Raw genomic sequence first — 23,390 nt, 5'->3', positions numbered from 1 at the left:
CTAGCTCTTCCAGACCTCTCCGGTCCTAGTTCTTCTTCGGAGCGGGCTTGCGAACCTTGACCGATTCCTTCTCGACGTCATCGGGGTCCATGGCCTCGGTCTCGGACTCGTTGACCACGACCGAGCTGCCGTCGGTGGCCGAGAAGCCCTGCTTGAACTCGTTGACGATCTTCTCCAGCGCTTCCTGCGCGTCCTCGGGGAACTTCTTGGTCTCCCGGATCTGCTTCAGGGCGTCGTCGTGCGAGCCGCGCATGTGCTCGAGGAACTCAGTCTCGAAGCGCTGAACGTCCTCCACCGGGACCGAATCCAGGTGCCCCTTGGTGCCGAGGAAGATCGCGACGACCTGCTCCTCGACCGGGAGCGGGCTGTACTGCGGCTGCTTGAGCAGCTCGACGAGGCGGGCGCCGCGCTCGAGCTGAGCCTTCGACGTGGGGTCGAGGTCCGAGGCGAAGGCCGCGAACGACTCCAGCTCGCGGTACTGCGACAGGTCGAGGCGCAACGAGCCCGCGACCTCCTTCATCGCCTTGATCTGCGCCGCGCCACCCACGCGCGACACCGAGACACCGACGTTGATGGCCGGTCGCACGCCCTGGTTGAACAGGTCGGACTCCAGGAAGCACTGGCCGTCGGTGATCGAGATGACGTTGGTGGGGATGAACGCCGAGATGTCGTTGGCCTTGGTCTCGATCACCGGCAGGCCGGTCATCGATCCGCCACCCAGCTCATCCGACAGCTTCGCGCAGCGCTCGAGCAGACGCGAGTGCAGGTAGAAGACGTCGCCGGGGAAGGCCTCGCGGCCCGGCGGGCGACGCAGCAGCAGCGAGATCGCACGGTAGGCGTCGGCCTGCTTGGTGAGGTCGTCGAACACGATCAGGACGTGCTTGCCGTCGTACATCCACTCCTGGCCGATGGCCGAACCGGTGTACGGCGCAAGCCACTTGAAGCCGGCGGGGTCCGACGCCGGGGCCGCCACGATGGTGGTGTACTCCATCGCGCCACCCTCTTCGAGCGCCCGCTTGACGCTGGCGATCGTGGTGCCCTTCTGGCCGATCGCGACGTACACGCAGCGCACCTGCTGCTTGGGATCGCCGGACTCCCAGTTCTCGCGCTGGTTGAGGATCGTGTCGACGCAGACCGCGGTCTTGCCGGTCTTGCGGTCGCCGATGATCAGCTGGCGCTGACCACGGCCGATCGGGGTCTGCGAGTCGATGGCCTTGATGCCGGTCTGCAGCGGCTCTTCGACGCCCTGGCGCTGCACCACCGACGGTGCCTGCAGCTCGAGCGCGCGACGCTTGTCCGACGCGATGTCGCCCTGTCCGTCGAGCGGCTGACCCAGCGGGTTGACCACGCGACCGAGGAAGGCGTCGCCGACGGGAACCGACAGGACCTCGCCGGTCCGCTTGACCTGCTGGCCCTGTTCGATCTTCTCGAAGTCGCCCAGGATCACGGCGCCGACGCTGTGCTCGTCGAGGTTCAGCGCCACGCCGAGGACACCACCGGGGAACTCGAGGAGTTCCTGGGTCATGACCGAGGGCAGGCCTTCGACGTGGGCGATGCCGTCACCGGCGTCGATCACGGTGCCGATCTCTTCACGCTCGGTGTCGGCGGCGAACGAGGATACGTAGTCCTCGATGGCGCCTTCGATGTCAGAAGCGGAGATTGTCAACTCTGCCATGTTCTCGTCTTCCTACCTTTGTCTTTGATGAAGCGTCTGAGTCGGTGCCATCGGTTCGTCGCGCATGCGCTCGTCAGTCCGGTAGCTGGGTCTGTGCGGCGGCCAACCGGGATGCGATCGACCCGTCGATGACCTCGTCGCCGACGGCGATCGACAGACCACCGAGCACGTCGGGGTCGACGGTCAGCTGAATGGCGACCGGGTGCCCGTAGATGCGGGAGAGCACCTCGGTGAGCCGGGTGCGCTGGGCATCCGACAGTTCGGCCGCGGCGACGACCTGCGCGACCACTTCGCCGCGACGGGCGACTGCCAGCTCCGCCAGGTCGGTGACCGCCTCGTCGGCGCGCTCGCCGCGCAGCAGGCCGACGGTCTGCTTGAGCAGCGCTGCGGCCGTGGCGTTCACGTCCGAGCCACCGGTGAGCACCTTGTCCAGCAACTGGATTCGGCTGTCGACCGGAGCCGTGTAGTCGCTCAGGATGCTCGACAGCCGCGGCTCGGAGTCCAGGACCCGGCCGAAGCGGAAGAGTTGATCCTCGACCTCGTCGACCTCGCCTGCTGCCTCTGCCCGCTTGAGTAGCGCCAGCCGAGCGGTGTGCTCGATGCCGTCGACCAGATCGTCTTCGGCGGACCACCGCTGTGACACGGCGGTGCGCACCAGGCTCAGGGTCGGGTCGCCGACCTTGCCCGAGAGCAGCCGCTCGGCCAGCCGCACCTTGGCGGACTCGTCGTCCGTCGGCTCGGCGAAGTGCTTCTTGAGCGTGGGTTCGCCGACCATCAGCCTTGCGACCGAAGCCAATTCGTCGGCCAGGGTGGTGAGGCCATCTGCGTCGAGGCCACCGGCCACGCCGTCGAACTCGTTGCTCAGGGCAGCGAAGGCGTCCCGGCTGGCGGAGCGCAAGCGCGCCGATGCACCGGTCTCGATCGTTGCGCTCGACGGTGCCATCTCGTCGAGTTCGTCGAGGAAGCGGTCGACGGTGGCGGCTTGCGCCTCCGGGTCGGCCACGTGCGACCGAACCAGGTCGCTCGCCTTCTGCACGGCCTCGTCACCGAGACCTGCGCGCAGCTGGCGAATGAGCTGCTGGCGCATGAACTGCACCTGCTGTGCGCCCTGGGCCTTGATCCGCTCGGCCTCGGCACCGGCCTGCTCGGTCAGCTGAGCCGCGATGCGCTCCGAGTCGTGCTTGGCCTCTTCGGTCACCTTGGCCGACTGAGCCTTGGCGTCCTCGAGGGCCTTGGCGTGCATCGCGTCGGCGTCGGCCAGCTTGCGGCTGGCCTCTTCGCTCTCGGCGAGCGCAGCGCGAACGGCCTCCTGCTGCTTGCGCATCATGTCGCGGACCAGCGGCACCACCCACTTGTAGATGATGAACGCGATGGCCGCGAAGCCAATCAGCTGTCCGATGAAGATCGACATCTAGCGGCTCCCGCTCGTGTTCACGTCCGGCTTGACGTCGATGCCGAGGATCCGGCTGGCCAACTTGGCGGACAGGCCGTCGACCGACGACTCGAGTTCGGACTGTGCGGCCGAACCCTGTTGGGACAACTGCTCGTCTGCGGCACGGACGGTGTCCGCGACCTCGCTGCTGGCCTCGGCGCGCTTCTCGTCGACCACGCGTCGGCCTTCGTTGCGGGCCTCGTCGCGAATCGCCGAGGCCTCGCCCCGAGCGCCGGCCATCGTCTTCTCGTAGTCGGCCTGTGCGGCAGCCACCTGCTCTGCCGACTTGCGGTTGTCGGCCGCGGTCTTGGCCAGCATGGCCTCACGTTCGGCGAGGACCTTGCTGACCGGCGGCACGACCCACTTCGAGATCACGCCGAGCACGATCAAGAAGATGAGAAGGACGGCGAAGAAGGTGCCATTGGGGATCAGGAAGTTGCTGGTCCCCCCGCCGCCTTCTTCCGCGGCGAGAATCGTTGCGGTCAGTTCACCCATGCCGACGGACTACTGCAGACCCGGCGTGGCGAAGACGAACAGCGCCATGAACGCCAGGTTGATGAAGTACGCGGCCTCGACCAGACCGACGGTGATGAAGAACGGCGTGAACAGCCGGCCCTGGGCCTCGGGCTGCCGGGCGATGCCGGAGATCAGTGCGTTACCGGCGATGCCGTCACCGATACCGGCGCCGATGGCACCGCCACCCATGATCAGGCCGCCACCGATCAGCGCGCCAGCCGTGATGATGGCGTTGGGATCCATTCCTTATTCCTCCTTGATAGCTGATGGCCGCGCCATCAGAGTTCGGGTCGTTCGATCGTCGTTCGGTCGGTGTGGTCAGTGCTCGTCGTGATCGAGTTCCATCGACTGGCTGAAGTACAGGATCGTCAGCAGCGCGAAGATGAAGGCCTGGATCAGGCCGACGAAGAGGTCGAACGTCTTCCAGATCGCGTTGGGTGCCCACTGGATGTACCAGGGGAACATCGCGATCAGGGCGACCAGGATGCCGCCGGCGAAGATGTTGCCGAAGAGTCGAAGGGCGAGCGAGATCGGCTTGGCCAATTCCTCGACGATGTTGATCGGGGCGAGGAACGCGACGTGGCCCTTGACCACCTTGATCGGGTGGCCGATGATGCCGCGGCGCCACACGCCTGCGGCGTGGTAGCAGATGAACACGAACAGTGCGAGCGCGAGCACGAAGTTGATGTCCGACGCGGGCGCCTTGTACAGCTCGGCCGCTGCGCCGTCCGCCCCGCCGTACTGCAGCGGGAACACCGCGAGCCAGTTCGACACGAGGATGAAGACGAAGATCGTCACGGCGAGCGGCAGCACGAACGGCGCTACCTTCATGCCAATCGAGCCTTCGATCTGCTGGCGCATCTGGATGGTCAGCGCCTCCCAGAAGAGCTGCACGCCACCGGGAACGCCGGTCGAGGTGACCTTGGACTTCAGGAAGAAGGCCAGCCCGATGACGACCAGCGCGCTGATCGCCGTCGCGATGATCGTGTCGCCGTTGAACGTCATGCCGAACAGTTCGAACACCAGGATGTGGTGCCCGACGTGGATGGCGGCGCCACCCTCTTCGGCGGCGAGAACGGTTTGGTTCATCAACTCAGTCATCAATCCTTCGATTCCGTGTCGACCACGTTGAGCCCCTCGCCGCGAATCTTCCTGAGCACCGGAATGCTGGTGCTCATCACCAGCAGTGCCTGGAAGATCGCCAGACCGAAGAGCACCGCGATCCCGCCGTGTGCCTTGAAGACGAATGCGACAGTCAGTGCGACCGCGGTGATCACCAGCAGTCGGGTCGCCGAGTTGACGGCCATCTTCTTCTTGAGTGGGTGATCCTCGGCGGTGATGGCCTCGACCGCGCGACGCACCAGCATCGCGTTGAGCAAACCGAGGCCCAGACCCACGCCGAAGAAGACGCCGAAGAGGAAGTTGCCGGTGAATGCCGACGCTGCGATGGCGACCGCGGTGAGTGCCACGCAGACCACGAGCAGACGGAGAGGCCGGAAGGCCACTGCCGGGAACACCAATGGCGCGTCCTGCGCTGGCGTCGTCACTGCGTCACCCCCATCCCGCTTTCACGAGAGACCATTCCCCTTTGAATAGTGATGCTCCGGTGCCGTGCCCGACGAGCGTATCGGAGGGCATGCGGCGCGCTGGAATCACCCAAGGGGTAGCTCCCTTTGTCGGTCGTAAGTCGGCGCCGATCGGTGTTTCTGACCGATGGGCCGGGCCGGCAACCCGCGAGGTCTTTCGGGTTCTGGCAGTAACGTACCACAAGGTAGAGACCCGAAACACAGGCCTACTACTAAACGTCGTACAGCGGTCCACGCGGAGCCTCGCGGAGCTAGTCTGCGAAGTCGCTGGGAGCTTCTCCCCCACGTTTGAGCAGCGGGACGAGCGTCGCCACGATGGCTACGACGATCGCCGCGAGCATCACCGCGCCGGTGTACCGCGGGTCGAAGAAGATGGTGCTCGCGGCGCCCAGCGCGACGATCCCGACCCATAGGTAGATCAGCAGGACGACCCGGCGGTGGGAGTGACCGATCTGCAGCAGCCGGTGGTGCAGGTGCATCTTGTCGGGGCTGAACGGGCTGCGGCCGGCGCGCGTGCGGCGGACGATCGCCAGCAACATGTCGAGCGCAGGGACGAACATGACGGCCACGACGAGCAGGAACGGCGAGAGCAGCGCGAAGACGTCACGCGCGCCGTAGGCGTTCTGTGAGATGGGCCCCGCCGCGGTGGTCGACGCGGCCGCCAGCATCAGACCGATCAGCATCGAGCCGGAGTCGCCCATGAAGATCCGGGCGCGATGAAAGTTGTGCGGCAGGAATCCGAGACACGCGCCGGCGAGGACGACGGAGATGACCGCGGGCGGGTAGAACAACACGTCGCCGCCATGGTCGCGCAGCAGTCCGATCGAGAAGATGCAGATTGCTGCCGCGGTGATGAGGCCGAGTCCCGCCGCGAGCCCGTCGAGGCCGTCGACGAAGTTCATCGCATTGACGATCGAGACCGTGAGCGCCAGCGTGAGCAGGATCGACGTCACCTGATCCAGGACGATGGTGCCGACGCCGCCGATCGGGATGTAGAGCACGCTCCAGGCCACGCCCATCGTGACGAGCACGCTCGCCGCGGTGATCTGGCCGGCGAACTTGGTCAGCGCGTCGAGACCCCACCGGTCGTCGATGACTCCGATGGCCATGATGAGCCCGCCCGCGACGACGACGGCGGGCATCCCCGACGAGTAGACGAAACCCCGTGTCAGGGCGGGCAGTTGCGATGCCAGCAGCACGGCGACGACGACCCCGATGTACATCGCGAGCCCGCCCATGCGCGGTGTCGGCTGCAGGTGGACGTCGCGTTCCCTCGGGTAGGCGACCGCACCCCACCGGGTGGCGAGCGCGCGGACCCAGCCGGTCGCGAAGTAGGTGATGATGGCCGCGGTCAGCCCGACGAGCGCCAGTTCCCGCAGCGGTACGCCCGCGCCACGGTCTGACAACGCGAGCAGGCCCTCCACGGGACTGAACCGTACTCGACCTCGCTGAGAGCGACGAACCCGTCGGGTTCGCTCAGTCCGGCGCGTCGGTGAGCGACTCGGCCTCGATGCCGAGCACCCCTGCGATGGCATCCGCGGTGATCGGACCCTGCCGCAGTATGCGCGGACGCGCACCGGTGAGGTCGACGATCGTCGAGGCGGCCTGCCGGGCGGACGTCCCCGCCTCGAGGTAGACCTCCACCAGATCGCCGAGCTGTTCCTGCGCCTCGGCGGCGGTGACGGCGGCGGGTTGCCCCGAGATGTTGGCGCTCGAGACCGCCATCGGCCCCACCTCGCGCAGCAACTCGATCGCCACCGGGTGCAGCGGCATCCGCAGCATCACGGTGCCGTCGGCGTCGCCGAGATCCCAGTGCAGCGACGGTGCCTGCCGCACGACCAGACTCAGTGCGCCCGGCCAGAACGCGCGAATGAGTTCGCGCGCCGCGCCTGGCACCGAATAGACCAGGCCGTCGATGGTGTGCCAGGAGCCGACCAGGACGGGAACGGGCATGTCGCGGCCCCGGCCCTTGGCGGCGAGCAGCGCAGAGACCGCCGATCCGTTGAAGGCGTCGGCGCCGATGCCGTAGACGGTGTCGGTCGGCAGCACGACGAGGCGGCCGCCTCGCAGCGCGCTGACCGCCGACGCGATGCCGGTCGCGCGGGTGTCGGGGTCGGAGCAGTCGAACGTCGTCATGTCGGGTCCTAGCTTCTCACCCGGCCAGCGTCGCGGTGACGAAGCGTGGCCGTCCGGCCAGATCGCGCCGGGGCGTGACGTCAGTGAAGGCCCCGCTGCGGTCGAACACCGCGGCAGTCGCGGCGGAGGTCGTGTCGTCGTGTTCGACGCCCACCCGTCCGCCGCGGCGCAGCAGTCGCACGGCGTGCGCCACGATCGGCTCGATGACGGCCATGCCGTCGGGACCGCCGAACAGCGCGTGGTGCGGGTCGTGGTCGGCGACCTCGGACTCGAGCTCCGCCCCATCGGGGATGTAGGGCGGGTTGGCGACGATCAGGTCGACCGCGCCGTCGCGGCCGGCGAGCAAACCGTCGGCGGTGACGTCGGCCGCGACGAGTTCGACCCCGGTGTCGGCGACGTTGCGGCGCGCGTAGGCGAGTGCCTCGGGCGAGTCGTCGACGGCGATGACGGTGGCGCTCGGCAGCGCCCGCGCCAGCGCGACGGCGAGTGCGCCGGAACCGGTGCAGAGGTCGACGATCACGGGGCTTTCCGGCAGCGGTTGCGCCAGTGCCCATTCGAGCAGTGACTCGGTCTCCGGTCGCGGCACGAACACCCCGGGTCCGACGCCGAGCGTGACGGGTCCGAACGCCGCGGAACCGACGAGGTGCTGCAGCGGGATGCGCCGCGCCCTCGCGTCCACCAGTTCCCGGAACCTCGGGTGGAAGTCGTCGGCGGGTTCGACCAGGAAGAGCCGCCCGCGATCGACGTCGGCGACGTGGGCCGCGAGCTGTTCGGCGTCGGCTCTGGCGCTGCCCACTCCGGCCGCCGCGAGCACGTCCGCGGCCTCGGCGACGGCGTGCCGCATCGAACTCACGCTTCCTGCAACCGCGCCTGTTTGTCGGCGGCGGCCAACGCGTCGAAGAGCGGGTCCAGGTCGCCGTCGAGCACCTGGTCGAGGTTGTGGGCCTTGAAGTTGATCCGGTGGTCGGCGATGCGGTTCTCCGGGTAGTTGTACGTCCGGATGCGCTCGCTGCGGTCGACCGTGCGGATCTGGCTGGCGCGGTCCGCCGACGCGTCGGCCGACGCCTGCTCCTCGGCGAGCGCCTGCAGCCGCGCGGCCAGCACCAGCATCGCGCGCGCCTTGTTCTGCAGCTGCGATCGTTCGTTCTGGCACGTCACCACAATGCCGGTCGGCAGATGGGTGATGCGGACCGCGGAGTCGGTGGTGTTGACGCCCTGACCGCCCTTGCCGGACGACCGGTACACGTCGATTCGCAGATCCGACTCGTCGATCTGCACCTGCTCGACCTCATCGGGTTCGGGGTAGACGAGTACGCCGGCGGCCGAGGTGTGCACGCGGCCCTGGGATTCGGTGACGGGGACGCGCTGGACGCGGTGCACGCCGCCTTCGAACTTCAATCGCGCCCACACGCCGTCGGCCGAATCGCCCTTGCTGGCGATGGTGAGCGTGGCGTCCTTGTAGCCGCCGAGGTCCGAGGTGGTCTCGTCGAGCACGGTGACCGTCCATCCGTGCCGCTCGGCGTAGCGGATGTACATCCGGGCGAGATCGGCGGCGAACAGTGCCGATTCCTCGCCGCCCTCGCCCGACTTGACCTCGAGCACGACGTCGTCGGCGTCGTGGGGATCACGTGGGGCGAGCAGGTCGGTGAGGTGGCGGTCGAGTTCGGCGACGCGCGCCTCGAGTTCGAGCACCTCGGCGGCGAACGAGTCGTCGTCGGCGGCGAATTCACGCGCCGTGTCGAGGTCACCGCGGGCGGTCTCGAGCTTGCGGTAGGTCGACGCGATCGGTGCGAGTTGCGCGAAGCGTCGCCCAACCCGCCTGGCCGCGCCTGCGTCGGCGTGCAATGCGGGGTCGGAGAGCTGCCGTTCGAGGTCGGCGTGCTCGGCCAGCAGCGCCTCGATCTTGGGAGCGTTCTCGCTCACGGGTGCCTCCTTCCTAACCGTCCATCACAACGAGAACGGCGCCCGTACCCGTCGCGGATGCGACGGATCGGGCGCCGTTGACGTAGCTAGTTGTCGGCGCTTGCGGTCTCGCCAGCGGCATCGCTGCCGGCCTTGCGCTTGCCGTAGCGCTTCTCGAAGCGCGCCACGCGGCCACCGCTGTCGAGGATCTTCTGCTTGCCCGTGTAGAACGGGTGGCACTGCGAGCAGACCTCGACCGTGATCTGGCCGTTGTCCTTGGTGCTGCGCGTGTGGAAGGTGTTGCCACAGCCGCAGACCACGGTGGTCTCGTTGTACGTGGGGTGAATACCCGATTTCATCTCAAGTCCTCTTCAGTCGTTGGCCGCCGGGTCGCCTGCTCCCTGACCTGGGAGACGTCAGACGTGAACCGGAACCGAGGTCGACGGCCCATTATGCCAGGTCAGCCGCCAGTGTCATAAACGCCCGCGGACCGGCCGCTATTCCTGCACCGCGAGGCCCTCTAGAACGTGAAACGCCGTGCCGTCGCGCTTCCACAGCACCCTGCCCGTGGCATCGGTGCCGAGTGCGACGAGTTCGCGCTTGAGGATCTTGTTGGTGGCCGTGCTGGGTAGGTCCTCGGCCAGCCACACGAAGCGGGGCCACGCCTTGGGCGACAGATCGCGCTGAGCGGCGAGGAACTCGGCGAATTCGTGCGGCGACAGCGTTGCATCGTCGCGCAGCACGACCGCGGCCATCACCTGGTCCCCCACGTACTCGTCGGGCACCGGGTAGACCGCGACCCGGCTGATCACGGCCAGTCGCAACAGGATTCGCTCGATGGGCGCCGTGGTCAGGTTCTCCCCGTCGACGCGCATCCAGTCGGCGGTGCGGCCGGCGAGGTAGATCCAGCCGTCGGCGTCCCGGTAGGCGAGGTCGCCCGACCAGTACATGCCGTGCCGCATCCGCTGGTCGGTGGCGCCCTGGTCGTTGTAGTAGCCGCGGAACAGGCCGCTGCCCTGAGTGTTGACCAACTCGCCCGTCGCCGCGTCGGCGTTGAGCAGTGCGCCGGTCTCGTCGAACCTCGCCACCTCGCACTCCCGAACGGTTTCCGGGTCGTAGATCGCGACGCCCGGGAAGCCCTTGCCGATCGAACCGGTCGGGCAGTCCTCGGGTCGGGTGATGATGACGGCCGTCTCGGTCGATCCGAAACCGTCCCACACCGTGCACCCGAAGCGTCGGCCGAATTCCTCGATGTCGCGGTCGGCTGCCTCGTTGCCGAACGCGATGCGCAGCGGGTTGTCGACGTCGTCGGACTGCTCGGCGGTGGCCAGGATGTAGGCCAGCGGCTTGCCAACGTAGTTCATGTAGGTGGCGCCGTAACGACGTACGTCGGGCAGGAAGCGCGACGCCGAAAAGGTGGCGGGTGCCATCGCGGCACCGGCACCCAGCGCGACGCTCCATCCGGCATAGACCGCGTTGGAGTGGAACAGCGGCATGGCGAGGTAGCAGACGTCGGACGCGTCGAGCCCGTACCGCTCGACCAGCGCGGTGCCGGCGAACAGCACCATCGCGTGCGGTACCTCGACCGCCTTGGGCTCGCCGCTGGTGCCGGAGGTGAAGATCATCATGAAGGTGTCGTCCGCGGCGACCTCGCGGTGCGGCACCAACTCCGGCGCGTGCGCCACCCGGTCCGCCCACTCGTCGGTGGACACGTCGATCACCGTGACGCCGGGGAGTTCGAGACCGTCGAGCAGGTGGCGATGGTTCGCGTCGGTCAGCAGGATCTGGACGTCCACCCTGGCCACGTCGCGGGCCAGCGCGTCACCGCGCCGGGTGGTGTTGACGCCGCACAGCACGTAGCCGCCGAGTGCGGCGGCGGCCAGCGCGGTGAGCATGTCCGGCGTGTTGCCCAGCAGGGCCCCGACGTGCAGCGGCCTGCCGGGTGCGGCCATGGCCACCAGCGACGCGGCCTGCGCCGAGGCCTCGGCCACGTGTTCCCGCCACGTCCAGGTCCGGTCGCCGTACTTGATGGCCGTGGCGTCGGCGTCGGCCCGCTCGCGGAGCAACTGCTGAAGCGTGTCGGTCATCGTTGGCCACCTCGCTGCTAGTGAACAGATCTGCGAATGTGTCTACCATCCCCGGGCCGCCACACGGTAGCGTCTGGCCATTGGCAGAATGCATCGAATCGATCTCCAGCGCGGCGAAATGGGCCCGCCAAGCACGTGCCGACGAAGGGCTAGCCGTTGACCAGCACCCCGGCCCTCTCGGGGGCCCACGCCGCAACCGTGCGGGATCGCCTGATCGACGCCGCCGAGGTGTGCCTGCGCGCCAAGGGCATCCGATCGACGACGGTGTCCGAGGTTGCCGAGGTGGCCGGAGTGTCACGGGGCTGGCTGTACCGCCACTTCCCCGACAAGGTGACGCTGCTGGGCGCGGCCATCGTGCGGCTCAACGACGCCTACTGGTCCGAGTCGCACGCCCTGCTCGCCGAAATCGACGGCCTCGACCGGCAGATCGCTGCGGGCATCACCCATGGCAGGTCCGCGTACGACGACCCTGGCGCGCTGCTGATGAAGTTGCGGGTCGAGGAGCCAGAGGAGTTCGCGGCCTGCGCCGGCGCCGGGGTGCACGGCCTCGTCCCCGACCTCGCGGCGTTCTGGAAGCGCTACCTCGTGGCGGCGCGCGACGCCGGTGAGGTGCACGCCGCAGTGCGGGTCGACGAGGCGTCGGAATGGCTCGCCCGGGCCATCCTGTCCCTGACCACCGTGCCCGGCGAGCACTTCGACGTCGGTGACCCGGCTGCCGTGTTGGCGCACGTCAGGCGGTACGTCATGCCGGGCCTGCGGTCGGATCCGGACGCCTAGCCGTCGTCGGCGAAGCGGAACTCGCCCCGGGTGATCCGGTCGAGCATGTCCGCGGTCCACGTCGCATGCGACTGGAACGCGCCACGCCAGAGGTCGAGCAGGTGGGCCGCGTGCGGCGGCTCCCCCGCATCGGGCCACTGCGACTTCATCGAATCGAGTTCGACGTCGATCGTCCGCGTCGTGGCCAGCTGCACGGTGAGCAGGTCGACGACGCGGGCCCGCGGTAGGCACCGCATGAACGCGAACCCGGCCCCGAAGTCCTCGACGTCGGGACTCTGCAATGCCTGTTCGAGCAGCTCGAGGAACGCGCGCTCGCCCGCCGCGGTGATCCGGTAGGCCACCCGGGCGGGACCGCGCGGACTGTCCTGCGGCGCCGAACCGGCCAGCAGCCCTTCGCGATCCAGCTGCTTGATCGCGTGATAGATCGACGGCGGCTTCACCCTGGTCCAGGTGTCGACCCGCCACGACATCAGCTCGCGGTGCACCGCGTAGCCGTGGGCCGACCCGTGGCGGCGGACGACACCGAGGACGAGCAGGCGGACCGTCGACATCAGTGCGCCATCCACTCGTCGATCTGCTCGAGCGCGGTGAGTTCGGTGACGATCTGGGCCCGTTCCCCGTCGCTCAGGTGCATGTCGGACAGCTCCCGGCGCACGCGGTCGGCCGTCGCCGCGTCGCCCAGCGCCACGGCCAGTTCGGCGCGATCGGCAAGCGCCCGGGCCACGTCGATCCGAGAGCCGTTGGCGCCGTGCCGGTTCAGCGCGGCATCGAGCGCCCTGGCTGCAAGCACGTCGTCGTTCTTGAAGTCACGGAAGATGCGGACGTTGTCGTGCGCCTTGGCCAGACCCGTCAGTTCGGTCGAGCCGCCGTACTCGACGTCGGGCTCGTTGCGGTCGACGAAGAGCACGACGTTGCCGGACGGGTCGAACACGCAGAACCGGCTCTGCCCCAACCGCAGCCGGGCGAGACGCGGGCGTCCCGTCGCGAGGACGCGTCCGTGGCGGGCCCGCAGACCCGCGGCGAACTGCCGATGAAAGGGCACGACGTCGTCGACGACGACCAGGCACCCGCCGGTCAGCTCGTCGGCCGGATCGACGCCGGGCGGTGGCTGCTTGAAGTGCAACTCCACGTCGGCGAGGGTCAATGCCAGGTAGAGGTAGGGCCGCTCCTGCCGATGGGTGACCGTGAAGCCGAGCGCGGCGTAGAAGTCCACGGTCCGGTCGACGTCGAGGCACGGCAGCAGCGGGATGGTGGTGGTCGGCATGGCACCACGGTACTCAACGTTGAGTAGTGAGGGTATCTACTCGGGAAACGACGCGGCCCCGCACGCCGGAGCGTGCGGGGCCGTGTCGTGTCAGGCGACTCGTCAGTCGTTGTCCATGTTCCCCGGCGTGGTCTTGGAGACCTGCACCAGGAACTCGTAGTTGGTCTTCGTCTTGCGCAGCTGGCTCATCAGCAGGTCGATGGCCTGGTGGCTGTCGAGACCCGAGAGAACGCGGCGCAGCTTGTGCACGACGCCGAACTCGTCGGTGGACAGCAGCAACTCGTCCTTGCGGGTGCCCGACGGGTTCACGTCGACCGCCGGGAAGACCCGACGCTCGGCGATCTTGCGGTCGAGCTTCAGCTCGGCGTTGCCGGTGCCCTTGAACTCCTCGAAGATCACGGTGTCACCGGTCGAGCCGGTCTCGACCATCGCCGTTGCGATGATGGTCAGCGACCCACCGAACTCGATGTTGCGCGCCGCGCCGAGGAACCGCTTCGGCGGGTACAGCGCGGTCGAGTCGACGCCACCGGACAGGATGCGGCCCGATGCCGGCGACGCGTTGTTGTACGCGCGGCCGAGACGGGTGATCGAGTCCAGCAGGACCACGACGTCCTTGCCCTGCTCGACGAGCCGCTTGGCCCGCTCGATCGCGAGTTCCGCGGCCTGGGTGTGGTCTGACGGCGGCCGGTCGAACGTCGAGGCGATGACCTCGCCCACGACCGAGCGCTGCATGTCGGTGACCTCTTCTGGGCGCTCGTCGACGAGCACGACCATCAGGTGGCATTCCGGGTTGTTCTTCGTGATCGCGTTCGCGATGTCCTGCATGATCGTCGTCTTACCGGCCTTGGGCGGCGACACGATCAGGGCACGCTGGCCCTTGCCGATCGGCATGATCAGGTCGATGACGCGGGTCGTCAGACGATCGGGCGTGGTCTCGAGGCGCAGCCGCTGGTTCGGGTAGAGCGGCGTCAGCTTCTGGAACTCCGGCCGGTTCCTCGCGTTCTCCACCGGGCCACCGTTGACGGTGTCCAGACGGACCAGCGGGTTGAACTTCTGGCGCGGGTTCTGGCTGCTGTTGCCGGTGTTCTCGCCCTCGCGGGGCACCCGGACGGCGCCGGTGACGGCGTCACCGCGACGCAGGCCGTTCTTGCGGACCATGTTCATCGACACGTAGACGTCGTTGGGTCCGGCCAGGTATCCCGAGGTGCGGACGAACGCGTAGTTGTCGAGCACGTCGAGGATGCCTGCGACCGGCTGGACGACGTCGTCCTCGCGGAGTTCGGTATCGCGGTCGTTGCCGCCACCCTCGCCGCCGCCACCGCGCTCGCGGCGCTTGCGGTCACGGAACCGGCGTCCGCGACGACCTCCGCGGCCGTCGCCATCGTCGTCGTCATCGTCGTTCGCGCGGTTGCGGTTGTTGCCGCCGTCGTTCGACGCGTTGTTCTTGTTCTGGTCGTTCCGGTTCTGATCGCCCCGGTTGTTCTGATCGCCCCGGTTCTGGTCGCCCCGGTTCTGATTCTGGTTGTTCTGGTTCCGGTTGTTCTGGTTCCGGTTGTCGTTTCCGCGGCGGCGACGTGAATCGTCGGCGTCATCGGCGTCCGGGCTCGCCTGCTCGGCGTCGCTGCCCTTCGAGCCCGAGTTCTCGGTCTTCTCCGGCGCCTTGTCGGCAGTCTTCTCGGTCTTCGCGGACCGGTCTGCCCTGTCGTTCTCGACGGCCGGGGCGTCATCGACGGCCTGGTCGGTCTTCGCCTTCTGCTCGGCGGCGGGGGCTGCGGCGTCATCGGACTCGGCTGCCCGCTCCGGGGCACCGGTCCTGCGCGACGAGCTGCGGCGCTCGCGCTTCGCCGGCGCGGCCTGTGCGGGTGCGTCGGCGGCGCCGTCTTGCGCCGTCTCCGAAGCAGTTTGGGCATCGGGTTGCGCGGGGGCGGCCTGAGTGGCCTGCGGCGCCGACGCGGTGGTACCGCCGTTGGTCTCGCCGCGGTGCTCGCGGATCGCAGCCACCAGCTCGCTCTTGCGCATGCCGGACGAGCCCTTGACGCCAAGCTGATTGGCCAGCGCGCGGAGGTCGGGCAGCACCATCCCGGTAAGCGAGGCGCCGCGTCCACCGGACGAACGGCCACCGGACGTAGCGGAACCCGCGGGGTCGCCGGAGGCGACATCAGCGGTGGGCGCCGTCTCGGAGGGGGTTGAAGCCACGGTCTCGGGGGCGGCGACGTCGTCGCTGCTTCCACCAGCCGTGATGAGGTCCGTATCGGTCACGGATTTCCTTTCCTTCCCTCGCTGATGTGGATCACGCGAGGGTTCTGCATTCAGCCGAACCGCTGAATGTCGAGGTCCCACCGATGCCTGTCGCAACGGTGATCGCCTGGATTCGCCGCGATGCGGCTAGTCGTCAGTACAAGTGTTGAACACCAAGGGGAAGAATGGTCGTCCGAGGTTCGGCGCAGGCACAGACGCTGCGATTGCTGGACGATTGCGAGAATAACCCGCTTCGGAGTCGGAAGCAAGAATGCTGCCTGCTCCGCGTGTGGCCGAGTCGACTCAGCCGAGCCGACCGTCGTTGGAGACCGATGCGATCGGCGCCCAAGTGACGGGCCGTCCGACGGTCATCTCCTCCACGGCGAACCCATTGGCGGCGGCGAATTCGAGGGCTTCTGCCGGCAGTCGAGGCTCGGTAGTCAGCGCGATAACGGCTGGTCCGGCCCCTGAAAGCACCGCTGCAATATCGTAACGGCGCAGGATCGCGATGTATTCCGCCGACGCGGGCATCGCCGGCGCACGCTGCGGCTGATGCAGCCGATCCTCGGTCGCCTGCATCAACAGATCCGGGCGTTCGGTCAGCGCCACCACGAGCAGCGCGGCGCGGCTGAGATTGAACCGCGCGTCGACGTGGCTGACGCGGTCCGCCAGCAGTACGCGGGTCTCGGCCGTGGACGAGCGGATCTGCGGAATCCCGGGGAACAGGTGGATGTCGGGATGTAGCCGCAGCGGCGCGGCGCTGTACCTGGGCGAGGGGGCCTCACCCTCGGTCCACGACACGACCGCGCCACCGAGCACCGCTGCCGACGCGTTGTCTGGATGCCCCTCGAACTCCGACGACAGCTGGACGAGTTCGTCGCGACTCAACGTCGCCGAATCCGTCTGCGCGACAAGGCCGTTGACCGCCGCGAGCCCACCGACGACCGCTGCCGCGGAGGACCCGAGCCCGCGAGAGTGCGGGATCCGGTTGCGGCAGCGGACGATCAGGCCCGGCGCCGACACCCCGGCCGCCCGCAGCCCGTGCTCGATGGCGCGCACGACCAGGTGCGACGAGTCGAGCGGTACCTGGCCCTCGCCCTCCCCCATCACGTCGATGGTCAGGCCGGATTCGGTTGTTTCGACGTCGATTTCGTCATAGAGGTCCAGTGCGAGCCCGAGGCTGTCGAATCCAGGGCCCAGGTTCGCGCTCGACGCGGCAACCGAGGCGCGGGCGGCCAACCCGACGGGTAGGTGTTCCGGCACTCGCTAGGCCAGCCCGAGTTGGGCGACCACCGCGACGGGGTCGACGGGTAGCGGCGTCACGGGCGGCATGCCCTTCAGCGCCGTATCGGGGTCCTTGAGGCCGTTGCCGGTGACGGTGCAGACCACCGTCGACCCCTTGGCGACCCAGCCGTCCTCGACGGACTTCAGCAGACCGGCGATGCTCGCGGCCGACGCCGGCTCCACGAAGACACCCTCGGCACGGGCCACCAGGTGATAGGCCGCGAGGATCTCCTCGTCGGTGGCGGCCAGGAACCTGCCGCCCGACTCCTGCTGCGCCTCGACGGCTTGGGTCCAGGACGCGGGCGCCCCGATGCGAATGGCGGTCGCGATGGTCTCGGGGTTCTTGACCGGTGCACCGGAAACCAGCGGGGCGGCGCCTGCAGCCTGCGTGCCGAGCATCCGCGGCAGCCGGTCGCTCAATCCGTCGCGGTGGTACTCGGAGTAGCCCTTCCAGTACGCGGTGATGTTGCCCGCGTTGCCCACCGGCAGCGCATGCACGTCGGGTGCAGTACCGAGCGCGTCGACGATCTCGAACGCAGCGGTCTTCTGACCCTCGATGCGGTACGGGTTGACCGAGTTCACCAGCGCGATGGTCGGGAAGTCCGCGGTGATCTTGCGAACCATCTCGAGGCAGTCGTCGAAGTTCCCGTCGATCTGAATGATCTTGGCTCCGTGCATGACCGCCTGGGCGAGCTTGCCCATCGCGATCTTGCCCTGCGGGATGAGCACCGCGCACGTGATGCCCGCCTGCGCGGCATACGCCGCTGCCGATGCCGACGTGTTGCCGGTGGATGCGCAGAGCACGGCCTTCTGCCCGCGGGCCACCGAATCGGTGACGGCGACGGTCATGCCGCGATCCTTGAACGAGCCGGTCGGGTTGAGGCCCTCGACCTTGAGGTGCACGGTGCACCCGGTCAGCTCGCTGATCCGCTTGGCGTGGATCAGCGGCGTGCCGCCCTCGAGCAGCGTGACGGGCGCCCAGTCGTCACCGATCGGCAACCGGTCGCGGTAGGCCTCGATCAAGCCGGGCCACGGCTTGTGGACAGCGGTACGGGACGGGGTCATTCGGGGGTTCCTTCCAGGCGGAGCACGCTGTTGATGCTCTGCACCACGTCGAGGTCGGCCAGTGCGTCCACGGTCTCCGACAGCGCGGCGTCGGTGGCGCGGTGGGTGACGACGACGATCCGGGCGCCGCAGGGCTGACCGCCCTCGTCGACCATGCCCTCCTGCCGGACTTCGGCGATGCTCACCTCGCGCTTGCCGAACTCGGCTGCGACGGCGGACAACACGCCCGGGCGGTCGGCCACGTTCATCGACACGTAGTAACGGGTGGGGATGAAGCCGATCGGCGAGATGGGCAGTTGGGCGTACTTGGACTCGCGCGGACCGAGCCCGCCCTGCACCCGGTTGCGTGCGGCCATGACCACGTCTCCCATCACCGCCGACGCCGTGGGGGCGCCGCCCGCGCCCTGACCGTAGAACATCAGGCGGCCAGCCGCCTCGGCTTCGACGACGACGGCGTTGAACGCCCCGTTGACCGACGCGAGTGGATGGTCGAGTGGCACCAGCGCCGGGTAGACCCGGGCCGAGATGCGTTGCTGGCCCTCGTCATTGGTGAGTCGCTCGCAGATGGCGAGGAGTTTGATGTTGCAGCCGAGCGCCTTGGCGGACGCGAAGTCCTCGGCGCTGACCTTGGTGATGCCCTCGCGGTAGACGTCGTCCGCGGTGACCCGGGTGTGGAACGCGATGGACGCCAGGATCGCCGCCTTCGCTGCGGCGTCGTAACCCTCGACGTCGGCGGTGGGGTCGGCCTCGGCGTATCCCAGCGCGCTGGCGTCGGCCAGGGCGTCCTCGTAGGAGGCCCCCGTGTCGTTCATCGCCGACAGGATGTAGTTCGTGGTGCCGTTGACGATGCCGGCCACGCGGAGCACCGAGTCACCGGCGAGCGACTGGGTGAGGGGGCGGATCACGGGGATCGCGCCTGCCACCGCGGCCTCGAAGTACAGGTCCACCTTGGCGTTCTCGGCGGCTTGGGCCAGCTCGCCGGTGGACTGCGCCATCAGCGCCTTGTTGGCGGTGACGACGGACTTGCCGTGTTCGAGTGCGGTGAGGATGGCCTTGCGCGCCGGCTCCACCGGACCCATCAGTTCCACCACGATGTCGACGTCCTCGCGGGCGGCAAGCGCCTCGACGTCGGTGGTGAGCAGATCGATCGGCACGCCGCGGTCGTCGGCGACACGGCGCACGCCGATCCCGCGCAGTTCCAGCGGCGCACCGATGCGCGCGGCGAGGTCGGCGGCGCTGGCCTCGATGATGCGCACCACCTCGCTGCCGACGTTTCCGAGTCCGAGAACCGCCAAACCGATGGGCTTGTTGGATTCCGTCATCACTTCGATACCTCCAGGCTGAGCAGATCGTCGGTGGTCTCGCGGCGCAGCACGAGCCGCGCCTCGCCGTCTCGAACGGCGACCACCGCGGGTCGTCCGAGCAGGTTGTACCTGCTGGACATCGAGTAGCAGTACGCCCCGGTCGCGGCGACTCCGATGAGGTCGCCGGGGCCCACGTCGTCGGACACCCACGTGTCGCGGACGACGATGTCGCCGCTCTCGCAGTGCTTTCCGACGATGCGGGCGAGTGTGGGCGATGCGTCGCTGGTGCGCGACACCAGGCGGGCGTCGTATTCGGCGTCGTACAGCGAGGTGCGGATGTTGTCGCTCATGCCGCCGTCGACGCTGACGTAGCGCCGGGTCCTGTCGGCGGCGATGGCGACGTCCTTGACGGTGCCGACCTCGTAGAGCGTGATGGTGCCCGGACCGGCGATGGCGCGGCCCGGTTCGACGACGAGCTTCGGCGACGGCAGACCGACGGCGGCGGACTCGCTGCGGACGATCTCCCATAGCTTGGTCGCCAGCTCGTCCATCGGCGGCGGATCGTCCTGCGGGAGATAGGAGATGCCGAGGCCACCGCCGAGGTCGACGGTGGAGATCTGGGCGGTCTTCTCGACGCCGAACTCCGCGACCACGTCGCGCAGCATGCCGATGACCCGCTTGGCGGCGATCTCGAAACCGGCCACGTCGAAGATCTGCGACCCGATGTGGCTGTGCAGGCCCACCAGTCGCAGGTTGTCGGCGGCGAACACGCGGCGGACGGCGTCCATCGCGGCGCCACTGGCCAGCGAGAGCCCGAACTTCTGATCCTCGTGCGCGGTCGAGATGAACTCGTGCGTGTGGGCTTCGACGCCCACGGTCACCCGGACCAGGACGTCCTGCACCACACCGGCGTCGCCTGCGATCGCATCGAGTCGCTCGATCTCGAGCAGCGAGTCCACGACCACGTGACCGACGCCCACCTTCACGGCGGTGGTCAGCTCACCGATCGACTTGTTGTTGCCGTGCAACGCCATTCGTTCGGGTGGGAAGTTCGCGTTGAGCGCGACGGCCATCTCGCCGCCGCTGCAGACGTCGAGCGAGAGCCCCTCCTGGTCGATCCAGCGGGCGATCTCGGTGCACAGGAAGGCCTTTGCGGCGTAGCGCACGTGCTCGCCGCCGCCGAACGCCGCGGCGATGTCACGGCACCGGCTGCGGAAGTCGTCCTCGTCGATCACGAACAGCGGTGTGCCGTAGTCGGCGGCGAGCGTGCTGACGGGCACGCCGGCGATGGACAGCTCGCCGCCGTCACCGCGAACGGCGTTGCGCGGCCACACGTGTGGCGCGATCAGCATGACCTCGTCGACCGACGTGGGGCGCGCCGGAGCGCCGCCGTGATGCTTGTCCTCCGCGTGCCGCGGTCCAGCGGGGTGTGCCATTACATGCGCTCCGGTGCGGTCACGCCAAGGATCTGCAGACCGTTGGCGATGACCTGACGCGTCGCCGCGCACAGTGCCAGCCGCGCGGCGTGCAGGTCGCCGGGCTCCTCGTCGCCCTGCGGCAGCACGCGGCAGGAGTCGTAGAACCGGTGGTAGTCACCGGCCAGGTCTTCCAGGTAGCGGCACACGCGGTGCGGCTCGCGCAGGGACACGGCGGTCTCGAGGATTCGCGGGAACTCGCCGATGGTGCGCATCAGCGTGCCCTCGCGGTCGTGGTTCAGCAGGTCGAGGTGGCCGGTGTCGGCGGCGATGTTCAGGTCGGCGGCACTGCGCGCCAGGGCGGAGAGCCGGGCATGCGCGTATTGCACGTAGTAGACCGGGTTCTCGCTCGACGCGCTCGACCACAGCGCCAGGTCGATGTCGATGGGCGTGTCGACCGAGCTGCGGATCAACACGTACCGGGCGGCGTCCACCCCGATGGCGTCGACGAGGTCGTCGAGCGTGATGACGGTGCCCGCCCGCTTGCTCATTCGCACCGGCTGACCGTCGCGGACGAGGTTGACCATCTGGCCGATGAGGACCTCGACGGTGTCCGGGTCGTCGCCGAGCGCCGATGCCGCGGCCTTGAGCCGGGCGATGTAGCCGTGGTGGTCTGCGCCGAGCATGTAGATGCACAGGTCGAAACCGCGCTGGCGCTTGTCCAGGAAGTAGGCGAGGTCACCGGCGATGTAGGCGGGGTTGCCGTCGCTCTTGATGACGACGCGGTCCTTGTCGTCGCCGAATTCAGTGGTGCGCAACCACGTTGCGCCGTCCTTCTCGTAGATGCTGCCTGTCTCGCGCAGTTTCGCGATGGCCTGGTCGACGCGGCCGGAGGTGTGCATCGAGTCTTCGTGGGTGTAGACGTCGAAGTCGGTGCCGAATTCGTGCAGCGATTCCTTGATGTGGGTGAACATCAGGTCGACGCCGATGGCCCGGAACGTCTCGCGCTGCTGCTCGTCGGACAGGCTCAGCGCGTCGGGCGCCTGCTCGAGCACCTGCGCGGCGATGTCGCCGATGTAGTCGCCCGCGTAACCGTCCTCTGGGGTCGGCTGGCCGGTGGCGGCGGCGATCAGGGAGTTGACGAAGCGGTCGATCTGCGCGCCGTGGTCGTTGAAGTAGTACTCGCGGACCACGTTGGCGCCCTGGGTGCTCAGCAGCCTGCCGAGGGCGTCGCCGACCGCGGCCCAGCGCGTGCCGCCGATGTGGATGGGCCCGGTGGGGTTGGCGGAGACGAACTCGAGGTTGACGCTCTTGCCGGCGAGTGCGGTCGAGTGCCCGAAGCCGGCACCGGCGGCGAGGACGTTGGCGATGACGACGCCTTGGGCCGAGGCCTCGATCCGCAGGTTGACGAAACCGGGGCCCGCGACGTCGGCCGCAGCGATGCCATCCGCAGACGTCAGCGCCTCGGCGAGCCAGCCGGCGAACTCACGCGGGTTGGTACCGACCTTCTTGGCCAACTGCAGCGCCAGGTTGGTGGCGTAGTCGCCGTGCTCGGGGTTGCGCGGACGTTCGACCGTCACGGTCTCGGGCAGAGCGGCGGCATCGAGGCCGCGCTCGGCCAGTACCGACGCGGCAGTGGTCTTCAGCAGCTCGGCCAGATCGGCGGGGGTCACGGGGCACCATCCTATGGTCTGAGGTGGTCACGACCCGAATCGGTTTACGGCCGACGGGCCTGCGGCCGGGGGGTGAACCTCGGTCCGGTGATGCGTTAGGCTGTCGAGGCCCAACGGCGCAGCTTCAGTGCAGTCTGGTGAAGCCCAGCGCCCCCGTAGCTCAGGGGATAGAGCGTCTGCCTCCGGAGCAGAAGGCCGCAGGTTCGATTCCTGCCGGGGGCACTCACGTTCACTCGGGTATCCGAACCCGGAAACTCTCGGGCCACTCCTTGCCGGTGATCAGGAATTCGTCGCCGTCGATCTGGGCGATGCTGCTGATGACCTGCCGGGCGTCGCGGGTCCCGAATCGCCACAGGCTGCTCACGTCGAGAACGGTGTTCACAGCCCCCGTCGCAGGGTCGATGCGCACGAACTCGTCGTTCGGCCAGGCAGCGGCCCACACCTGGCCGTCGACGCATTCCAGTTCGTTGAGGCCGGTCGTCGGTTGCCCGTCGCGGGTCACCGCGACGCTCGAGGTCAGCGCGAGCGTGTTCACGTCGTGGAAGTACAACTGACCGCTCCCGTCGCTGCTGATCAGGCGCGAGCCGTCGTAACAGAGACCCCACCCCTGCTTGGCGGGCACTTCGCGGATCAGCCTCAACGTCGACTTGTCCCATTCGAGGGCGAGGTCGTCTTGGTACAGCAGTTGCACGATCCGGTCGCCGACGACGGCAATGCCCTCACCGAAGTACGCGGGCGGTAGGTCGGCGGAACGAATGACCGCGCCGGTGTTGGGATCGACTTGCCGCAACTGGGACCGCCCGAACTCCCCTGTCGCCTCGTACAGCGCGGCGCCGTCGGCCACCAGACCCTCGCTGTAGGCGCCGACGTCGTGCGGAATCGTGGCGACGACCGTCGGCTCGACGGTGCGGACCGGCTGGGCGAGCGCCGGAGGCGGCGAGACGACGGCGGCGAGCACCAGCGCCGCGACTGCGAGAGGAAGGCGAAAGCTCACGCCTTGGTTCTACACAGTGCGGCGGCGCGGCGCTCAGCACAT

22 protein-coding genes and 1 tRNA gene are annotated in these 23,390 nt (G+C 68.4%); 2 read left to right on the top strand and 21 right to left on the bottom strand.

The features are described 5' to 3' along the window. Nucleotides 1–25 precede the first annotated feature (25 nt). From atpA to fadD1, 12 genes are all read right to left on the bottom strand, one after another. On the bottom strand, nucleotides 26–1,675 hold the full coding sequence (gene atpA, locus G6N61_RS27860) for a F0F1 ATP synthase subunit alpha (protein WP_163924099.1): 1,650 nt from the start codon (nucleotides 1,673–1,675) through the stop codon (nucleotides 26–28). A 73-nt stretch (nucleotides 1,676–1,748) separates the two neighbouring features. Then, on the bottom strand, nucleotides 1,749–3,086 hold the full coding sequence (locus G6N61_RS27855) for a F0F1 ATP synthase subunit B/delta (RefSeq protein ID WP_163924097.1): 1,338 nt from the start codon (nucleotides 3,084–3,086) through the stop codon (nucleotides 1,749–1,751). Further along, a complete protein-coding gene (locus G6N61_RS27850) occupies nucleotides 3,087–3,602 on the bottom strand; it encodes a F0F1 ATP synthase subunit B (protein WP_163924095.1) in 516 nt (171 codons plus the stop codon). Nucleotides 3,603–3,611: 9 nt separating this feature from the next. After that, nucleotides 3,612–3,866, bottom strand: coding sequence for a F0F1 ATP synthase subunit C (locus tag G6N61_RS27845; protein WP_163924093.1), 255 nt, complete (start codon nucleotides 3,864–3,866; stop codon nucleotides 3,612–3,614). Between the two features lie 75 nt (nucleotides 3,867–3,941). Further along, on the bottom strand, nucleotides 3,942–4,712 hold the full coding sequence (gene atpB / locus G6N61_RS27840; protein WP_179973724.1) for a F0F1 ATP synthase subunit A: 771 nt from the start codon (nucleotides 4,710–4,712) through the stop codon (nucleotides 3,942–3,944). 11 nt (nucleotides 4,713–4,723) lie between these two features. Continuing rightward, on the bottom strand, nucleotides 4,724–5,170 hold the full coding sequence (locus G6N61_RS27835; RefSeq protein ID WP_163924088.1) for an ATP synthase subunit I: 447 nt from the start codon (nucleotides 5,168–5,170) through the stop codon (nucleotides 4,724–4,726). 290 nt (nucleotides 5,171–5,460) lie between these two features. Then, nucleotides 5,461–6,633: a glycosyltransferase family 4 protein gene (locus G6N61_RS27830; RefSeq protein ID WP_163924086.1), complete on the bottom strand. Its 1,173-nt coding sequence runs from the start codon at nucleotides 6,631–6,633 to the stop codon at nucleotides 5,461–5,463. Nucleotides 6,634–6,685: 52 nt separating this feature from the next. Next, entirely contained in the window at nucleotides 6,686–7,345 is a 660-nt protein-coding gene (locus G6N61_RS27825; protein WP_163924084.1) for an L-threonylcarbamoyladenylate synthase, read from the bottom strand. 16 nt (nucleotides 7,346–7,361) lie between these two features. Then, entirely contained in the window at nucleotides 7,362–8,189 is an 828-nt protein-coding gene (prmC, locus tag G6N61_RS27820) for a peptide chain release factor N(5)-glutamine methyltransferase (protein WP_163925151.1), read from the bottom strand. 5 nt (nucleotides 8,190–8,194) lie between these two features. Continuing rightward, nucleotides 8,195–9,268, bottom strand: a complete 1,074-nt coding sequence (gene prfA / locus G6N61_RS27815) for a peptide chain release factor 1 (protein WP_163924082.1) — start codon at nucleotides 9,266–9,268, stop codon at nucleotides 8,195–8,197. 86 nt (nucleotides 9,269–9,354) lie between these two features. Beyond that, on the bottom strand, nucleotides 9,355–9,606 hold the full coding sequence (gene rpmE / locus G6N61_RS27810; RefSeq protein ID WP_163924080.1) for a 50S ribosomal protein L31: 252 nt from the start codon (nucleotides 9,604–9,606) through the stop codon (nucleotides 9,355–9,357). Nucleotides 9,607–9,744: 138 nt separating this feature from the next. Next, the gene (gene fadD1, locus G6N61_RS27805; protein ID WP_163924072.1) at nucleotides 9,745–11,334 is read right to left on the bottom strand and encodes a fatty-acid--CoA ligase FadD1; all 1,590 of its coding nucleotides are present in this window, start codon (nucleotides 11,332–11,334) and stop codon (nucleotides 9,745–9,747) included. Nucleotides 11,335–11,490: 156 nt separating this feature from the next. Here fadD1 and G6N61_RS27800 point away from each other — a divergent pair, with 156 nt between their 5' ends. Beyond that, the gene (locus tag G6N61_RS27800; RefSeq protein WP_163924071.1) at nucleotides 11,491–12,111 is read left to right on the top strand and encodes a TetR/AcrR family transcriptional regulator; all 621 of its coding nucleotides are present in this window, start codon (nucleotides 11,491–11,493) and stop codon (nucleotides 12,109–12,111) included. Here G6N61_RS27800 and G6N61_RS27795 read toward each other — a convergent pair. The 8 genes from G6N61_RS27795 to argS all read right to left on the bottom strand — a co-directional run bounded on the left by G6N61_RS27795 (nucleotide 12,108) and on the right by argS (nucleotide 22,354). Then, nucleotides 12,108–12,662 (bottom strand): PadR family transcriptional regulator, encoded by a 555-nt coding sequence (locus G6N61_RS27795; protein ID WP_163924070.1) that lies wholly within the window; start codon nucleotides 12,660–12,662, stop codon nucleotides 12,108–12,110. The two genes, G6N61_RS27800 and G6N61_RS27795, sit on opposite strands and share 4 nt — an antisense overlap. Further along, nucleotides 12,662–13,375 (bottom strand): DUF8817 family protein, encoded by a 714-nt coding sequence (locus G6N61_RS27790; protein WP_163924069.1) that lies wholly within the window; start codon nucleotides 13,373–13,375, stop codon nucleotides 12,662–12,664. Before G6N61_RS27790 ends, G6N61_RS27795 begins: the two co-directional genes overlap by 1 nt. A gap of 102 nt (nucleotides 13,376–13,477) precedes the next feature. Continuing rightward, nucleotides 13,478–15,634 carry a transcription termination factor Rho gene (gene rho, locus G6N61_RS27785; protein WP_163924068.1) on the bottom strand — a complete coding sequence of 719 codons (2,157 nt, stop codon included), beginning with the start codon at nucleotides 15,632–15,634 and terminating at the stop codon, nucleotides 13,478–13,480. Between the two features lie 282 nt (nucleotides 15,635–15,916). Then, nucleotides 15,917–16,876, bottom strand: a complete 960-nt coding sequence (thrB, locus tag G6N61_RS27780; RefSeq protein WP_163924066.1) for a homoserine kinase — start codon at nucleotides 16,874–16,876, stop codon at nucleotides 15,917–15,919. Nucleotides 16,877–16,879: 3 nt separating this feature from the next. Continuing rightward, complete coding sequence (gene thrC / locus G6N61_RS27775) at nucleotides 16,880–17,962, bottom strand: threonine synthase (protein ID WP_163924064.1); 1,083 nt, start codon at nucleotides 17,960–17,962, stop codon at nucleotides 16,880–16,882. Continuing rightward, nucleotides 17,959–19,284, bottom strand: coding sequence for a homoserine dehydrogenase (locus G6N61_RS27770; RefSeq protein WP_163924062.1), 1,326 nt, complete (start codon nucleotides 19,282–19,284; stop codon nucleotides 17,959–17,961). Before G6N61_RS27770 ends, thrC begins: the two co-directional genes overlap by 4 nt. Beyond that, entirely contained in the window at nucleotides 19,284–20,702 is a 1,419-nt protein-coding gene (gene lysA / locus G6N61_RS27765) for a diaminopimelate decarboxylase (RefSeq protein WP_163924060.1), read from the bottom strand. The genes G6N61_RS27770 and lysA overlap by 1 nt, the downstream gene beginning before the upstream one ends. Next, a complete protein-coding gene (gene argS / locus G6N61_RS27760; protein ID WP_163924058.1) occupies nucleotides 20,702–22,354 on the bottom strand; it encodes an arginine--tRNA ligase in 1,653 nt (550 codons plus the stop codon). The genes lysA and argS overlap by 1 nt, the downstream gene beginning before the upstream one ends. A gap of 149 nt (nucleotides 22,355–22,503) precedes the next feature. On the opposite strand from argS, the gene G6N61_RS27755 reads away from it, so the two are divergent. Further along, nucleotides 22,504–22,576: transfer RNA gene (locus tag G6N61_RS27755), tRNA-Arg, on the top strand. Between the two features lie 7 nt (nucleotides 22,577–22,583). Here the strand turns inward: G6N61_RS27755 and G6N61_RS27750 are convergent. Continuing rightward, nucleotides 22,584–23,348: a glutaminyl-peptide cyclotransferase gene (locus G6N61_RS27750; protein WP_163924056.1), complete on the bottom strand. Its 765-nt coding sequence runs from the start codon at nucleotides 23,346–23,348 to the stop codon at nucleotides 22,584–22,586. Nucleotides 23,349–23,390 lie beyond the last annotated feature (42 nt).

Source organism: Mycolicibacterium arabiense (assembly GCF_010731815.2).
Taxonomy (GTDB): Bacteria; Actinomycetota; Actinomycetes; order Mycobacteriales; family Mycobacteriaceae; genus Mycobacterium; species Mycobacterium arabiense.
The sequence above is the reverse complement of the archived record's forward strand: the minus strand, read 5'-3'. Positions and strand labels throughout refer to the sequence as shown.